Source organism: Streptomyces sp. NPDC127119, from assembly GCF_042677425.1.
In the GTDB taxonomy this organism is placed as follows: domain Bacteria; phylum Actinomycetota; class Actinomycetes; order Streptomycetales; family Streptomycetaceae; genus Streptomyces.
Window position 1 is genome coordinate 17,906 of sequence record NZ_JBHXTO010000043.1, and the last position, 14,421, is coordinate 32,326.

Below are 14,421 nucleotides of genomic sequence, written 5' to 3' on the forward strand. Positions count from 1 at the left end.
CTGTGCTGGTTCCCACCGCGGAGGGCCAGGCGCCGCTGAGGGGCGCGGGGAACGGCGCGACCGGCCCCCACCGGCCCGCACTGTGATTCGTGCCCACTGTCGGCAAGGGCCGCGGACCTGCGTTGGTTCCCACCGCGGCCGGGCAGGCGCCACAAAGGGGCGCGGGGAACTGCGCGACAAGCCCCCACCGGCCCGCACTCCAAAACGACGCCCACCCCCGAAGCCTGCGCAGTCAGCACCGCGCCACCGTGCTGGCCCGCACCACCAGCTCCGTGGCCAGCTCCACCCGGGGCGAGTCGAGAGTCTCCCCCCGGGTGAGCCGAAGGACCGTGCGGACCGCCAACTTGCCCATCTCCGCGAGCGGCTGACGGACAGTCGTGAGCGGCGGAGCCGACCAGCGGACTTCCGGAAGGTCGTCGAAACCCACCACACTCATGTCCTCCGGCACCCGCAACCCCCGCCGCCGCAACGCCTCGACGGCCCCCATCGCCATCTGGTCGCTCGCCGCGAAGAGCGCCGTGGGCGGCCGGTCGAGGTCCAGCAGGGCCGCGCACCCGGTGAACCCGGACTCGGGATAGAAGTCGCCGGGCACGATCAGCGACTCGTCGACGGCGATCCCCGCCCGGTCCAGCGCCGCACGGTAGCCGTCCAGCCGGGCCCGCGAGCAGAGCAGCCGCGGCGGCCCCGCGACGAACCCGATCCTGCGATGGCCGAGCCGCACCAGATGCTCGGTGGCGGCCATCCCGCCGGCCCAGTTGGTGACCCCCACCGTGGGCGCGTTGAGCGCGGGGGACCCCGCCGGATCGACCACCACGAGCGGCACCCCGAGCCGCCGCAACTCGTCGTGCAGGACGGGTTCCAGGACGGACGTCACCAGGATCACGCCGTCCGAGGCACGCGCCCGCAGGTTCGTCATCCACCGGCGCGCGTCCCCCGAACGCCCGTGGATCGCGGAGACGACCGTCCCGACGCCCGCGGCGTGCGCCACCTCCTCCACGCCCCGGATGATCTCCACCGCCCAGGGACTGTCGAGGTCGTCGAAGACCAGGTCGATCAGCGCGGCCCGCACCCGCGCCCCGGGCGGCCGTCGGCGGTAGCCGTGCAGATGCAGCAGGTCCTCCACCCGCGCACGCGTGCCCGGCGCCACGTCCGACCGGCCGTTGACCACCCGCGACACGGTCGGTACGGAGACCCCGGCCTCCCGGGCGATCTCCGTGATCGTGACCTTGCCCCGCCCCTCCCGAGCCCCGCCGTCCCCGGCGCCCCCGGTGTCCTCCTCGGTCAACTGCCCCACCTCCGTTGACGGTCACCCCGTACGCCTCTACCGTTCCGGACGCACTCTCGAAACTTTGCAGAGGTCTTCCGGAAATTCCGGAAGCGACGTGAAGCCATCATGAGAGGGACGTCCATGAAGCCCCAGAGCTTACGGAGAGCCGCGTCCGCGTTCCTGGCCGCGGCCTCGCTCGTGATCGGGGGAGCCACCTCCGGTCACGCCGCCGGCCCGGAACCGGCCGCCACGGAACGGCGGGCCGCCGCCGAGCCCGTACTGCGGGACCTCGCCGCCGCACAGGGCATCTACTACGGGACGGCCGTCACGGCCTCCAAGCTCAATGGCACCTACGGCACGATCACCGGCGAACAGTTCGACTCCATCACGCCGGGCAACGAGATGAAGTGGGGCTCGGTCGAGGCGACCCGGGGCAGCTTCACCTGGTCCGGCGCCGACGCCGTGGTCGCCTTCGCGGAGGCGCACGCCCAGAAGGTCCGCGGCCACACCCTGGTCTGGCACAGCCAACTGCCCGGCTGGGTCAGCAACGGCACCTGGACCGCCGACACCCTGCGGACCGTGATGACCGACCACATCGCCACCGAGGCCGGCCGCTACAAGGGCCGTATCGACCACTGGGACGTCGTCAACGAGCCGTTCAACGAGGACGGTACGCGCAGGCAGTCGGTCTTCCAGACGGCGATCGGCGACTCGTACATCGCCGACGCGCTGCGGGCGGCCCGCACCGCCGACCCGGCCGCGAAGCTGTATCTCAACGACTACAACGTCGAGGGCGTCAACGCGAAGAGCACCGCCCTCTACAACCTGGTCAAGTCCCTCAAGGAGCAGGGCGTCCCGATCGACGGCGTGGGACTGCAGGCCCACCTGATCCTCGGCCAGGTGCCGTCCACGCTCCAGGCCAACATCCAGCGCTTCGCCGACCTCGGCGTGGACGTCGCGATCACCGAACTCGACATCCGGATGACCGTCCCGCCCACGACCGCCCAACTCGCCCAGCAGAAGGCCGAGTACAAGGCGGTCACCGCCGCCTGTGTCGCCGTGGCGCGCTGCGAGGGCGTCACCGTCTGGGGCTTCACCGACTCCGACTCGTGGATCCCGGACGTGTTCACCGGATACGGCGCGGCGACCCCGTACGACGAGAACTTCCAGCCCAAGCCCGCCTATTACGGCATCGCCGAGGCGCTCGGCTGGGTCGACGACGGCACGCCCGAGCCGGTGGGCGCCTGCGCGGTCACCTACGCCGTGCAGAGCCAGTGGAACACCGGCTTCACCGCGCAGGTGACGGTCAGGAACACGAGTACCACCGCCGTCAACGGCTGGCAGCTGGCGTGGACCTGGCCCGCCGGGCAGAGCGTGACGCAGGCGTGGAACGCGACCGTCACCCAGTCCGGCCCGGCCGTCACCGCCGCCAACGCGAGCTACAACGCGGCCATCGCGCCGGGCGCGGCCGTCACGTTCGGCTTCAACGGCTCCTGGTCCGGCGGCAACACCGCACCCACGGCCTTCACCCTGAACGGGACGGCCTGCACCACGTAAGGGGCTCCGCGCCAGGATCGCCGGTTGTCAGCCGGGGCGCCGGACCGAGGACGGGGGCCTGCACCAAGGGCAGGGGGGCCTACGCGGACGTCGGCTCCGTCCCGCGCAGGGGGCGGAGCACCAGCGGCGTCGCGTTCGGCGCCGCGCTCGCCTGGGCCTCCAGGCCGTACGAGTCCCACCACTCGGAGTTGCCGTCCTCGATACAGCGCAGCAGCACCCCTTCGCGCAGCGCCCAGGGGCAGATGGTCACCTCGTCGATGCCCATCAGCTTCATCGTGGTGTGCGCGACGATCGCCCCGGCCAGGGACTGCCCCGAGCGCGCGAGGGAGATACCGGGCAGGAGCGCGCGCTCCGCGGTCGGCAGCGCCGCCAGCTGCTCCACGGCCCTGCCCAGGTCGGAGCGGGTCATGGTCCGGGTGGTGAAGGGCCCGGACCGGCCCGGGGCCGCGCCGCACAGCCGGCCCAGCTGCTGGAACGTCCGCGAGGTGACGACCGCCGTCCGCGGTGCCTCCCACCGGATACGGGCCGCGACATCGCGCAGCTGATGGCGTACGTGCCGGCGCAGCAGCTTGATCCGGTGCGGCGACGGCGGGTCCTGGCCGCGGAAGAACTCACGGGTCAGCCGGTTGGCGCCCAGTGGCAGCGCGATGGCGAAGTCGGGCAGCCTGCTCCGCCCGAAGGCCACCTCGAACGAACCGCCCCCGATGTCCAGCAGGGCCAGCGGCCCGGCGCGCCAGCCCATCCAGCGCCGGGCGGCCAGGAAGGTCAGCTCGGCCTCCACCTCGCCGGGCAGCACATGCAGCGGCACCCCCGCCTCCGCGGCGATCCGGCCGAGGATCTCGTCGCGGTTCGGGGCGTCCCGCACGATCGCGGTGGCGAACGCGAACGGCTGGCCCACCCCCCACCGCCTGCCCTCCGCGCGGGTCTCCTTCACCGCTTCCACCAGCCGGTCCACCTGTTCCGCGGGCAGATGGCCGCCCCGTTCCACATGGGCGGAGAGGCGCAGCTGACGCTTGGCGGTGTGCACGGGAAGCGGAACTGCGCCATCCGTTTCCGCGATGACAAGCCGCACCGTGTTCGAGCCGACGTCGAGTACACCCATTCGCATCCCTTCCCCGTACCCCCGGCGGCCTCCGGCACACCGCGACACGCGCACTGATCACGCCCTGTCCGGGTTGTTCTGCGCAGGTACTCGTACCTTCATGGAGGGCTTCGGCAGGGTCGCGGCGATCCCGCACGAGGTCGTGGCCGGTACGGCGCCCTTCGTCATGGGACCCCTTGTGGTGGTCGCCGCCGTGGCGCGGGCGCACGAGCAGTTCCGCTGGTCGCCGGGCGGCCGGCCGGTCAACTCCGAACTTCCGGGCCCGGCGGCCTTCGACACGGCGACCCGGTTCGTGACGCCCGAGGACGTGGCGCGGAACGTTCCCTGCGGCGACGACGTGGACGCCTTCGCCGAGGCGGGCTTCACCGAGGTCGCCCTCGTCCAGATCGGGGGAGACCACCGGTTCCCCTTCCTGGGCTGGGCCGAGGAGAAGCTGCTGCCCGCGCTGAAGGACCTGCGAGCGTCGAAGCGGAGGGAACCCCATGGCCATCGCCACGTACGGCCTCGTAGCACTCGACTGCCCGGATCCGCCCGCGCCGGCGGAGCTCTACGCGGGCGTCCGCCGTCGGCCGCCGTCGGCCGCCGTCGGCCGTGCCCGCCGTGCCCGCCGGGTCACCGTGCCCGGTCCCTCACGGCCGGTACCGCAGCGGATGGTCCGACGGCACCTCCACCACCGCGATCCGCGTGCCGTCCGGGTCCCTGAGCCACATCTCGACCAGCCCCCACGGCTCCTTCACCGGCGGCCGGTCCACCTCGACCCCCGCGGCCACGAGTTCCTCGTACGCCGCCGTCACGTCGGCCACCTGCAGCCACAGCCTGACGGCGGGGGAGGGCGGTTCGGCGGAGCGGCCCGAGACTTCGAGGAAGCCGCCGCCGAGGAAGTAGACGGTGCCGCGCTCGGGGCCCGTGCCGAACTCGCGGTAGACGGGCAGCCCCAGCTGCTCGCCGTAGAAGGCACGGGAGCGCTCGGGATCGGCGGGGCGGAGCAGGGTCCGGCTGCTCAGTACATGCACCATGCGTCCCGAGCGTAATGGGGGTGAACGGGAGCGTTACCCTCGTCCATGGCCGCGCCGCGCCCGAGATCGGAGAACCGCTCCATGCCCACCGCTCCCGACGGACTTACCTTCCGCGACGCCGTCGACACCGACGTGGACGCCCTGGTCGCACTGATCGAGTCCGCCTACCGGGGGGACTCCAGCCGGACCGGCTGGACCACCGAGGCGGACATCCTGGAAGGGCAGCGGACGGACCCGGAGGGCGTCCTCGCGGTCATCAAGTCGCCCGACAGCCGGCTGCTGACCGTCGAGCGCGACGACACGGTGGTCGCGTGCTGCCAGCTCGAACACCGGGGTGCGCACGCCTACTTCGGCATGTTCGCGGTCAGCCCCGCACTCCAGGGGGCGGGCCTGGGCAAGGTGATCATCGCCGAGGCGGAGCGGCTGGCACGCGAGACCTGGGACGCGAAGGAGATGCACATGACCGTGATCTCCGTACGCGAGGACCTCATCGCCTGGTACGAGCGACGCGGCTACCGCCGTACGGGAGAGATGACTCCCTTCCCGTACGGCGACGAGCGGTTCGGCCTGCCGCAGCGCGACGACCTGCAGTTCGAGCTCCTGACGAAGCCGCTCGCATAATCGTTACGCCGCCGATCGGCCCGTCGGCGGCGGCTATGCCGTGAAGCGGCCGGTGCGCTTGATCTCCGGGTAGTCGGTGGTCGCGCCGTCCAGCTCCAGGGCGCGCACCAGCCGCAGATGGTCCTGGGTGTTCACGACCCAGCCGATGATCCGCAGGTCCGCCTTGCGCGCCCGCTCGACGACCTCCAGGGTCAGCCGCCGGATGTTGAGCACCAGGGTCGTGGCGCCGACCGCGGTCGCGCGCTCGACGACGTCGATGCCGTAGCGGCTGGCGACCAGCGCCGTACGGACGCCCGGCACGAGCCGTGCGATCTCGGCGACCGCCTCGTCGTGGAAGGACAGCACCTCGACCCGGCCGACCAGGTCGCGCCGGTTCATCACCTCGGCGAGGGCGCGGGCCGCGGCCACGTCCTTGATCTCGGCCTGGAGCGGGGCCGTGACGGCGTCCAGGACCTCCTCGAACACCGGCACGCGCTCCCCGCGTCCCGCGTCCAGCACCCGCAGCTCGGCGAGGGTCTTCTCGGCGATCGGACCCGAACCGTCGGTCGTACGGTCCACGTCGGCGTCGTGCATGACGACGAGCGCGCCGTCCTTGCTCAGATGCAGATCCAGCTCGATCAGGTCGAGGCCCGCCTGCTGGGCGGCGGTGAAGGAACGAAGGGTGTTCTCCGGTTCGACACCCATGATCCCGCGATGACCGATGGTGAGGAAGTTCAAGGGTTGACTCCGCTTCCGTCGACGGCGGCTCGGCTGCCGCGCGCGGCGCTCCCGTGCCCACGCGGCAAGGCCGCAGCCTAATGGCCCCGGCGGGCCTTGTACCCGCTCCGGTGGCCGGGAATGAGGCCTGTCGGCCGGGGGAGCGGGCCCTGCCGTGGCCTTTGCGGCTCACCCCCGGGTGGGCGCGTCCCCAGCGGGTTGACCGGGCCCCGTCGGGGGTGTCCGCGGCGGACCGCCTGAACTCCGGCCACTACCCGGCCGACGGCGGAAGTATTCGCCCTCACGGTTTCCCGCAGGAAAAATAGCGGTGAAGATGCGAGACGGCAGGATAATCTCCCGAGACTCCACTTGTCCCGGAGAGTCCCGCACGCATACGGTGTCCATACGCGAGGTTCTCCCGTGGAAGGTGGGTCATGACGGAAATTCTTGTGCAGGTGGGTGCGGAGGAACAGATTCCTCCCCGGAGCGGGGTAGTGAGCCACCCGGCATGGCCCGTGCTCAAGGATGCCGTGGAGCGGATCCGGCCATGGCAGTCCAAGGACGGGTCGATCGACTTCGACGCCGAGAGCGCCCCCGGTCCGGCGGAGGCCGGCCAGGCCGTGCGCCGGGTCATGGACGCCGTCCAGGAGCTGTCGCCGCTCGTTCCGCACGACGCCGAGTACCACACGGCGCTCGTCAAGGATCTGAGCCGCTGGGCCGACGACGGCTTCGGGGTGCCCGACTTCCTCGACTCGCTGCTGGCCTTCCAGCCCGCGGCGCACCGCGTGGACGGCCTCGAACACCTGGTCCTCTTCCCCATGTACACGCAGAACGGCAATCCGGACCGCAACTTCGAAGCGGTCGTCCTGCGCATGGTCTGGCCCGACTGGCTGGCCGACCTCGAGCGCACCCGCTACGACAACCCACTGTTCTGCGGCATCAAGTTCGAGGACTTCACGGCCGGGTACGACACCAACTCGGCCGTCCTCTTCCCCGAGACCATCGCCGTGCGCGAGGCCCCGGAGCGGTTCAGCTGGGGCGGTATCTTCTGCGATCGCGAGGCCGCCCGCTTCCGCAAGGTCACCGAGGCCGCCGTCGACACGCTCGGCCTCGACCTGCCCGACGACATCAGCGAGATGGTCGGCGACCAGGCGCGCTGCGAGCAGGCCTTCGTCCTGTGGGACATGGTCCACGACCGCACCCACAGCCATGGCGACCTGCCCTTCGACCCCTTCATGATCAAGCAGCGCCAGCCGTTCTGGATGTACGGCCTGGAGGAGCTGCGCTGCGACCTCACCGCCTTCCGCGAGGCCGTCGAGCTGGAGGCCGACGGCTTCCCGCAGGGCCGCGACGTGCAGTACACGGTGCTCTTCGACCGGATGTTCCGCTTCCCCGTGACCGGCGACCGCGTCCGTAACTACGACGGCCTCGGCGGACAGCTGCTCTTCGCCTACCTGCACAAGCACGACGTCGTCCGCTGGACCGACAACAAGCTGTTCATCGACTGGCAGCGGGCCCCGCAGGTCACCAACGAGCTGTGCGCCGAGATCGAGAAGCTGTACCGCGACGGCATCGACCGTCCGAAACTGGTCCACTGGTTCGCCGCGTACGACCTGGTCTCCCAGTACCTCTCCCCGCACCCGGGATCCCGCTGGGCCAAGGGCCCCGACGCCCTCGATCTGACGCTGCCGCCGCGAAAACTGGTGGACGACGTGCTTCCGGACGAGTTTCCCCTGAGCATGTTCTATGAGGCACTCTCCAAGAAGCTGAAGAACGTGATCGCGCAGACCAAGGGCATCACCGCTGCGAGTGCCGAGCGGGTGGCCGCGTGAGCGACCGCGTCCGGAACACTGCTCAGGAGGCGAAGACCATGGGGAACGGTAGCGGCGGGGCACTGAGCGGCGCGGTGATCGCGGTGGCCGGCGCGGGCGGTCCGGTCGGCCGGGCGACCCTGTTGCGGCTCGCCGAGGCCGGGGCCGTGGTCGTCGGGTCCGACAACGACCCGGAGCGACTGGCCGAGGCCGTGGACGCGGCCCGCTACGCCCACGGCGGCGCCACCGTCGTCGGCGACACGGTCGACCTCCTCGACCGGGACTCGGCGAAGGACTGGGCCGCGCGCACCGAGAAGGAGTTCGGGCGCGTCGACGGGCTGGTCCACCTCGTCGGCGGCTGGCGCGGCAGCGAGACCTTCACCAAGACCAGCCTCGACGACTGGGACCTGCTGGAACTGCTGCTCATCCGTACCGTGCAGCACACCTCCCTCGCCTTCCACGAGGCACTGCAGCGCAGCGACCGCGGCCGGTACGTCCTGATCAGCGCCGCGGGCGCAGGCAAGCCCACCGCGGGCAACGCCGCGTACGCGGCCGCCAAGGCCGCAGCCGAGGCGTGGACGCTGGCCATGGCCGACTACTTCCGCAAGGCCGGGATCTCCGAGGGCGCCGAGGGGCCGACGTCCGCCGCCGCCATCCTGGTGGTCAAGGCACTGGTGCACGACGCGATGCGCGCGGAGCGCCCGAACGCGAAGTTCGCGGGCTTCACGGACGTCAAGGACCTCGCCGAGTCCATCACCGGTGTCTGGGAGCAGTCCGCCCCCGAAGTGAACGGAAAGCGTCTGTGGCTGACCGAGAAGCCGTGAACTCCGGCAGAGACGCCGTGAACCCGCCGAGGACGGATGCCCGGCGGCGCCACGACCCGCAGGTGCGCGGCTTCGCCAGCGACAACTACGCGGGCGCCCACCCCGAGGTGCTCGCCGCCCTGGCCCTCGCCAACGGCGGGCACCAGATCGCGTACGGCGAGGACGACTACACCGGCCACCTCCAGCAGGTGATCCGCGGCCACTTCGGCGCGGGCGCCGAGGCGTTCCCCGTCTTCAACGGCACGGGCGCCAACGTCGTGGCCCTGCAGGCGCTCACCGACCGCTGGGGCGCGGTGATCTGCGCGGAGAGCGCGCACATCAACGTCGACGAGGGAGGCGCTCCCGAGCGGATGGGCGGGCTGAAGCTGCTCACGGTGGCCACGCCCGACGGCAAGCTCACACCCGAGCTGATCGACCGGCAGGCGTACGGCTGGGACGACGAGCACCGGGCGATGCCGCAGGTGGTGTCGATCACGCAGAACACCGAACTGGGCACGGTCTACACGCCCGACGAGGTCCGCGCGATCTGCGAGCACGCCCACGGCCACGGGATGAAGGTGCACCTCGACGGCGCCCGGATAGCCAACGCGGCCGCTTCCCTGGACGTACCGATGCGGGCGTTCACCAACGCGGTCGGCGTGGACGTGCTGTCCTTCGGCGGCACCAAGAACGGCGCGCTGTTCGGCGAGGCCGTCGTCGTCCTGAACCGGGACGCCGTCAGCCACATGAAGCATCTGCGCAAGCTGTCCATGCAGCTCGCCTCCAAGATGCGCTTCGTGTCGGTGCAGTTGGAGGCCCTGCTCGCCAAGGACCTGTGGCTGCGCAACGCCCGCCACGCCAACGAGATGGCCCAGCGCCTCGCCGAGGGCGTGCGCGCGGTGCACGGCGTCGAGATCCTCTACCCGGTACAGGCCAACGCGGTCTTCGCCAGGCTGCCCCACGACGTGAGCGAACGCCTGCAGAAGCGCTACCGCTTCTACTTCTGGGACGAGACCGCGGGAGACGTCCGCTGGATGTGCGCCTTCGACACCACCGAGGACGACGTCGACGGCTTCGTGGCGGCGCTCAAGGAGGAGATGGCGGGCTGACAGCCTCGGGGAGTGGTGCATAGATATACGGTCGCCTGGAAAAGTAGTTGACTCCCGGGTGATCGTGTTCTTATGCTCCGCAGGTATGGAGCTGATCCAGAACAACCCCGACCTGTCCGCCTACCTGGCCGCCGACGAGGCGATCGACCACGGTCATCCGATCGTGCGCGAGGTGTCCGCACGGCTGGCTGGTCAGGTCGCCGACTCGTATGCCTATGCGCAGGCAGCCTTCGAGTTCGTGCGCGACACCATCCCGCACTCACAGGACTCCGGCGACCTCCGAGTCACCTGGCGCGCCTCCGACGTCCTGGAACAGGGCACGGGCATCTGCTACGCCAAGGCCCACGCCCTGGCCGCCCTGCTGAGAGCCGAGGACATCCCGACGGCGTTCTGCTACCAGAAGTTCGACGTGGTGCACGGCCTCGTCGCGGTCCGCTTCAACGGTGCCTGGCACCGGCAGGACCCCCGGGGCAACAAACCGGGTGTGGACGCCCGGTTCTCCCTCGCCGGCGAGCGCCTGGCCTTCACGCCCGACCCGCGGGCGCACGAGCTGGACTATCCGAAGCTGTACGCCGCACCGCACCCGGCCGTCCTGGCCGCGCTCAAGGCCGCCCGGGACCGCCCGCACCTGTGGGAGTCGCTTCCCGCCGCGCTCTGAGCCCGCGGACCCGCAGGCCGACGGGCCTGCGGACGGTCCTGCTGCCCCTCCGTGGAGCGCCGTGCGCTCAACGGGCCTCGGAGGCCTTCACTTCTTCGGGGGTCGGTGCCGTGCCGCCGAGGTGCGCCGGCATCCACCAGGTGTCGTCCGGGCCCTTGGGGCGTACGGGATAGGCGCGCTGCGCGGCTTCCAGGAGCTCCTGCACGCGCTCGCGCACCTGGCGGGTGATCGCGCCCGCGTACTTGTCGCGGGAAGCCTCGATCGCCTCGCCGACCCGGATGGTGATCGGGGTGTGGCTGCGCTTGAAGTTGCGCGGGTGGCCCTTGGTCCACAGCCGCTGCGTGCCCCACACGGCCATCGGGATCAGCGGGACGCCCGCCTCCTGGGCCATGCGCGCGGCGCCCGACTTGAAGCTCTTCAGGGTGAAGGACTGGGAGATCGTGGCCTCGGGGAAGACGCCGACGATTTCACCGGAGCGCAGCGAGGCCAGCGCGTGGGCGTACGCCGTCTCTCCCTGCTTGCGGTCCACCGGGATGTGCTTCATGTTGCGCATCAGCGGGCCGGAGATCTTGTGCCGGAACACCGACTCCTTGGCCATGAAACGGACAAGGCGCTTCTGGGGCAGGGCGGCGAGACCGTCGAAGATGAAGTCGAGATAGCTGATGTGGTTGCTCACCAGCACCGCACCGCCCGTGCGCGGGATGTTCTCCGTCCCCTTGAGATCGATCTTCAGGTCCCAGGCCTTGAACAACGTCTGGGCGAGACCGATGGCGGGACGGTAGACAAGCTCAGCCATGAACGGAGTGGACCCTTCTCTCTGTTCTGCCTGGGAAGGGGTGCTCCCGGCGGGAAACTTACGCTGCCGTAGGTTTACGGCATTGCGCAGATCGTGCCCGAAGAACGGACGAGTGACCAGTCCTGGTGCCTGAGATTGGCGAGATCCTCGTCACGTCACCCCTTGATCCACCTCGGCGTTTTACGTTGCCTTTACTCCGCGCGAACCGCCACTCGCCGTACGAGCAGGTACATCTCGCACCCGAGGCAATACCCGAACGCCGCGTTGAGAAACGCCGCCGCGAGCGCCGCCCCGGTCGCGGCGAGTCCCAGCCACTCGGGGCCCACCGTGTAGCCGAGGAGACCGATCGCGGCGAACGCGAATCCGACCGCCTGCGCGAACCGCGGCGGCTCGGGCGCCTCGAACTCCGTCGGCGGCGCGATCCGCGGACGGACGGCGTACCGGAACAGCAGGCCGTACGGGGAACGGCCCACGCCGCCCGCCGCGCCGAGCGCGAACGCCAGCGTCTGCCAGGCCAGCAGCCAGGCGCTGCCGGTGATCAGTACGACCGCCAGGACCACGGTGGTCACGACCGCTCCGAAACGCGGCCCACGTGCATCGATGTTCATGAATCAAGTATTCCGCAGAGATCACGCCCCCGGGCACGGGAATCTTTGCAGCCTCGTGAACGCTGAAGCCGGGGATGACCGGACTTGCGGTGTGTGTGGTGGTGCTCGCCCTGGCGAGCGCCTACGGAGTGCTGAACCGACGTCGGAGCGGGAGAGTCAGAGTGCGTGGGCGGGACGGCGGAAAACGGCTGGGCGCGGCCGAGTTGGGCGAGGACCTCGGCGAGCGGGCCACCCTCGTCCAGTTCTCCAGTGCCTTCTGCGCACCCTGCAGGGCGACCCGCAGAGTACTCGGTGAGGTCGCCGAACTGGTTCCGGGCATACGGCACATCGAGATCGACGCCGAGAGTCGTCTCGGACTCGTCCGCGAACTGGAGATCCTCAAGACGCCGACCGTGCTCGTCCTCGACGCGGAGGGCAGCATCGTGCGCCGCGCCACCGGACAGCCGCGCAAGGCGGACGTGATCGCCGCGCTCGGTGAGGCGGTCGGCACCACCTGATCGTCCGCAACCATCCGGCCGTCCGCGACGACCTGATCGACCGGAACACCCTGATCATCCAAAAGCCCCTGAACATGAGGCTGGAGGCCCTCGGTGACGCATCTCCCACCTGCCGGGACGTACTTGACTGCATCGGCCACCTATCGTCAGTCTGACCGTATGCCCACGGAACTCCTTCCTTGCGAGCGCCTCGCGCGCTTCGAGCGTGCACGCCTTCGGACCGCGGCCCTCGTCCGCGATGCGGGCGGGCGCTGTCCGGGCTGCTGAGCAGCCCAGGACCCCCGCCGCCGGCCTCGCGCAGAAGGACAACTCTATGACGGCCACGCCCGATCTCCGTACCTCCCGACTCGCCTCCCCGGACCTGCTCCGCTCCGTCTTCCGGCAGCACGCGGCCGGTGTCGCCGTGATCACCGCAAGCGGCGACGAGGGCCCCGTCGGCTTCACCGCGACCTCGCTCGCCTCCGTGTCCGCCGAGCCCCCGCTGATCTCCTTCGGCATCGGCACCGGCGCCTCCAGCTGGCCGGCCATCTCCCGGACGGACCACGTGGGTGTCCATGTGCTCGGCGAGCACCAGCAGGAACTGGCCGCCACCTTCGCCCGCAGCGGCGCCGACCGCTTCGGCGGGCCCACGGCCTGGCGGGAGGGGCCCGAGGGCGTTCCCGTGCTCGACGACGTCCTCGCCTGGCTCGTGTGCCGGGTCGTCACCCGCGTACCCGCGGGGGACCACCGCGTCGTCCTGGCCGAGGTGGTGCTCGGAGACCCCTCCGGTGCCGGCCGCCCCCTGCTGTACCACCAGGGGCGCTTCAACGCGCTGCGGGAATAGCGCGCTCGGGGGCGGGTGAGCCGGGCCGCCACGGCCCACCCCGTCCGCCCCCCGTCTGCGAGCACGTCGAGTTCCGATTACGCTGCGTTGCAAAGGTCACAGTTCAAAGCGCTTGCTTAGAGGGAACCAGCTACGGGAGCGTAGAAGCGCGTACTGGCGAGTAATATTTCGCTCGGAGCGCGGGTCGCCCCCACCGGGAACGGCCGCTTCAGGCGCCTATGCTGCCCGTAGGCAGGCAGCCCAGAAAAGACGATGCAGTAGGAGAGCCGGCGTGAGCTTGAGGATCGTTGTCACTGTTAAGTACGTGCCCGACGCCACTGGCGACCGGCACTTCGCCGAGGACCTGACCGTCGACCGTGACGACGTGGACGGCCTGCTGTCGGAGCTCGACGAGTACGCGGTCGAGCAGGCCCTGCAGATCGCCGACGAAGCGGACGACGCGGAGATCACCGTGCTGACCGTGGGCCCCGAGGACGCGAAGGACGCGCTGCGCAAGGCGCTGTCCATGGGCGCGGACAAGGCCATCCACGTCGAGGACGACGATCTGCACGGCACCGACGCGATCGGCACCTCGCTGGTGCTGGCCAAGGCGATCGAGAAGGCCGGCTACGACCTGGTCATCTCCGGCATGGCCTCCACCGACGGCACCATGGGCGTGCTCCCGGCGCTGGTCGCCGAGCGCCTGGGTGTCCCGCAGGTCACGCTGCTGTCCGAGGTCACGGTCGCGGACGGCGTCGTCAAGGGCCGCCGGGACGGCGACACCGCCTCCGAGCAGCTCGAGGCCTCCCTGCCCGCCGTCGTGTCGGTCACCGACCAGTCGGGCGAGGCGCGTTACCCGTCCTTCAAGGGCATCATGGCCGCCAAGAAGAAGCCCGTTCAGTCCTGGGACCTCGAAGACCTGGAGATCGAGGCCGACGAGGTCGGTCTCGACGGCTCCTGGACCTCGGTCGACTCGGCCACCGAGCGCCCCGCGCGCACCGCGGGCACGATCGTCAAGGACGAGGGCGAGGGCGGCAAGCAGCTCGCCGAGTTCCTCGTGGGCCAGAAGTTCATTTAA

15 protein-coding genes and 1 pseudogene are annotated in these 14,421 nt (G+C 70.6%); 10 read left to right on the forward strand and 6 right to left on the reverse strand.

What is annotated here, in order from left to right:
* Window positions 1–232: 232 nt before the first annotated feature.
* Window positions 233–1,285 (reverse strand): LacI family DNA-binding transcriptional regulator, encoded by a 1,053-nt coding sequence (locus tag ACFVH5_RS20160; protein ID WP_385835012.1) that lies wholly within the window; start codon window positions 1,283–1,285, stop codon window positions 233–235.
* 123 nt (window positions 1,286–1,408) lie between these two features.
* Here ACFVH5_RS20160 and ACFVH5_RS20165 point away from each other — a divergent pair, with 123 nt between their 5' ends.
* A complete protein-coding gene (locus ACFVH5_RS20165) occupies window positions 1,409–2,824 on the forward strand; it encodes an endo-1,4-beta-xylanase (RefSeq protein WP_385835014.1) in 1,416 nt (471 codons plus the stop codon).
* A gap of 79 nt (window positions 2,825–2,903) precedes the next feature.
* On the opposite strand, the gene ACFVH5_RS20170 is transcribed toward ACFVH5_RS20165, so the two are convergent.
* Window positions 2,904–3,932 (reverse strand): Ppx/GppA family phosphatase, encoded by a 1,029-nt coding sequence (locus ACFVH5_RS20170; RefSeq protein ID WP_385835015.1) that lies wholly within the window; start codon window positions 3,930–3,932, stop codon window positions 2,904–2,906.
* A 181-nt stretch (window positions 3,933–4,113) separates the two neighbouring features.
* Between ACFVH5_RS20170 and ACFVH5_RS20175 the strand changes: the two are divergent.
* Window positions 4,114–4,383 (forward strand): annotated as a pseudogene (locus ACFVH5_RS20175) (LLM class F420-dependent oxidoreductase); the annotation flags it as partial.
* A gap of 172 nt (window positions 4,384–4,555) precedes the next feature.
* Here the strand turns inward: ACFVH5_RS20175 and ACFVH5_RS20180 are convergent.
* On the reverse strand, window positions 4,556–4,942 hold the full coding sequence (locus tag ACFVH5_RS20180) for a VOC family protein (RefSeq protein ID WP_385835016.1): 387 nt from the start codon (window positions 4,940–4,942) through the stop codon (window positions 4,556–4,558).
* Between the two features lie 81 nt (window positions 4,943–5,023).
* On the opposite strand from ACFVH5_RS20180, the gene ACFVH5_RS20185 reads away from it, so the two are divergent.
* The gene (locus ACFVH5_RS20185; protein ID WP_385835017.1) at window positions 5,024–5,563 is read left to right on the forward strand and encodes a GNAT family N-acetyltransferase; all 540 of its coding nucleotides are present in this window, start codon (window positions 5,024–5,026) and stop codon (window positions 5,561–5,563) included.
* Between the two features lie 33 nt (window positions 5,564–5,596).
* Here the strand turns inward: ACFVH5_RS20185 and ACFVH5_RS20190 are convergent, their stop codons facing one another.
* Window positions 5,597–6,280: a glycerophosphodiester phosphodiesterase family protein gene (locus tag ACFVH5_RS20190; RefSeq protein WP_189773929.1), complete on the reverse strand. Its 684-nt coding sequence runs from the start codon at window positions 6,278–6,280 to the stop codon at window positions 5,597–5,599.
* A gap of 413 nt (window positions 6,281–6,693) precedes the next feature.
* Between ACFVH5_RS20190 and ACFVH5_RS20195 the strand changes: the two genes are divergently transcribed.
* From ACFVH5_RS20195 to ACFVH5_RS20210, 4 genes are all read left to right on the forward strand, one after another.
* The gene (locus ACFVH5_RS20195) at window positions 6,694–8,091 is read left to right on the forward strand and encodes a DUF6421 family protein (RefSeq protein WP_385835018.1); all 1,398 of its coding nucleotides are present in this window, start codon (window positions 6,694–6,696) and stop codon (window positions 8,089–8,091) included.
* A gap of 38 nt (window positions 8,092–8,129) precedes the next feature.
* Complete coding sequence (locus ACFVH5_RS20200; RefSeq protein WP_385835019.1) at window positions 8,130–8,894, forward strand: SDR family NAD(P)-dependent oxidoreductase; 765 nt, start codon at window positions 8,130–8,132, stop codon at window positions 8,892–8,894.
* 17 nt (window positions 8,895–8,911) lie between these two features.
* Window positions 8,912–9,982 (forward strand): threonine aldolase family protein, encoded by a 1,071-nt coding sequence (locus ACFVH5_RS20205; protein ID WP_384799422.1) that lies wholly within the window; start codon window positions 8,912–8,914, stop codon window positions 9,980–9,982.
* An 85-nt stretch (window positions 9,983–10,067) separates the two neighbouring features.
* Window positions 10,068–10,640, forward strand: a complete 573-nt coding sequence (locus tag ACFVH5_RS20210) for a transglutaminase domain-containing protein (protein ID WP_385835021.1) — start codon at window positions 10,068–10,070, stop codon at window positions 10,638–10,640.
* A gap of 67 nt (window positions 10,641–10,707) precedes the next feature.
* Here ACFVH5_RS20210 and ACFVH5_RS20215 read toward each other — a convergent pair whose 3' ends face one another.
* Both ACFVH5_RS20215 and ACFVH5_RS20220 read right to left on the reverse strand, forming a co-directional pair.
* Entirely contained in the window at window positions 10,708–11,436 is a 729-nt protein-coding gene (locus ACFVH5_RS20215) for a lysophospholipid acyltransferase family protein (protein ID WP_384799104.1), read from the reverse strand.
* Window positions 11,437–11,627: 191 nt separating this feature from the next.
* Window positions 11,628–12,044, reverse strand: a complete 417-nt coding sequence (locus ACFVH5_RS20220; RefSeq protein ID WP_385835022.1) for a DUF4395 domain-containing protein — start codon at window positions 12,042–12,044, stop codon at window positions 11,628–11,630.
* 74 nt (window positions 12,045–12,118) lie between these two features.
* Here ACFVH5_RS20220 and ACFVH5_RS20225 point away from each other — a divergent pair, with 74 nt between their 5' ends.
* The 3 genes from ACFVH5_RS20225 to ACFVH5_RS20235 all read left to right on the forward strand — a co-directional run bounded on the left by ACFVH5_RS20225 (window position 12,119) and on the right by ACFVH5_RS20235 (window position 14,421).
* Window positions 12,119–12,541 carry a TlpA family protein disulfide reductase gene (locus tag ACFVH5_RS20225; RefSeq protein WP_385835023.1) on the forward strand — a complete coding sequence of 141 codons (423 nt, stop codon included), beginning with the start codon at window positions 12,119–12,121 and terminating at the stop codon, window positions 12,539–12,541.
* Between the two features lie 313 nt (window positions 12,542–12,854).
* On the forward strand, window positions 12,855–13,364 hold the full coding sequence (locus ACFVH5_RS20230) for a flavin reductase family protein (RefSeq protein ID WP_385835024.1): 510 nt from the start codon (window positions 12,855–12,857) through the stop codon (window positions 13,362–13,364).
* A gap of 271 nt (window positions 13,365–13,635) precedes the next feature.
* The gene (locus ACFVH5_RS20235; RefSeq protein WP_385835025.1) at window positions 13,636–14,421 is read left to right on the forward strand and encodes an electron transfer flavoprotein subunit beta/FixA family protein; all 786 of its coding nucleotides are present in this window, start codon (window positions 13,636–13,638) and stop codon (window positions 14,419–14,421) included.

What these genes read in the sequence shown, in the direction of transcription:
- ACFVH5_RS20165 (WP_385835014.1), top strand. Translation starts at nt 1,409, where the DNA reads ATGAAGCCCCAGAGCTTACGGAGAGCCGCGTCCGCGTTCCTGGCCGCG.
- ACFVH5_RS20170 (WP_385835015.1), bottom strand. Translation starts at nt 3,932, where the DNA reads ATGCGAATGGGTGTACTCGACGTCGGCTCGAACACGGTGCGGCTTGTC.
- ACFVH5_RS20180 (WP_385835016.1), bottom strand. Translation starts at nt 4,942, where the DNA reads ATGGTGCATGTACTGAGCAGCCGGACCCTGCTCCGCCCCGCCGATCCC.
- ACFVH5_RS20185 (WP_385835017.1), top strand. Translation starts at nt 5,024, where the DNA reads ATGCCCACCGCTCCCGACGGACTTACCTTCCGCGACGCCGTCGACACC.
- ACFVH5_RS20195 (WP_385835018.1), top strand. Translation starts at nt 6,694, where the DNA reads ATGACGGAAATTCTTGTGCAGGTGGGTGCGGAGGAACAGATTCCTCCC.
- ACFVH5_RS20200 (WP_385835019.1), top strand. Translation starts at nt 8,130, where the DNA reads ATGGGGAACGGTAGCGGCGGGGCACTGAGCGGCGCGGTGATCGCGGTG.
- ACFVH5_RS20210 (WP_385835021.1), top strand. Translation starts at nt 10,068, where the DNA reads ATGGAGCTGATCCAGAACAACCCCGACCTGTCCGCCTACCTGGCCGCC.
- ACFVH5_RS20215 (WP_384799104.1), bottom strand. Translation starts at nt 11,436, where the DNA reads ATGGCTGAGCTTGTCTACCGTCCCGCCATCGGTCTCGCCCAGACGTTG.
- ACFVH5_RS20220 (WP_385835022.1), bottom strand. Translation starts at nt 12,044, where the DNA reads ATGAACATCGATGCACGTGGGCCGCGTTTCGGAGCGGTCGTGACCACC.
- ACFVH5_RS20225 (WP_385835023.1), top strand. Translation starts at nt 12,119, where the DNA reads ATGACCGGACTTGCGGTGTGTGTGGTGGTGCTCGCCCTGGCGAGCGCC.
- ACFVH5_RS20230 (WP_385835024.1), top strand. Translation starts at nt 12,855, where the DNA reads ATGACGGCCACGCCCGATCTCCGTACCTCCCGACTCGCCTCCCCGGAC.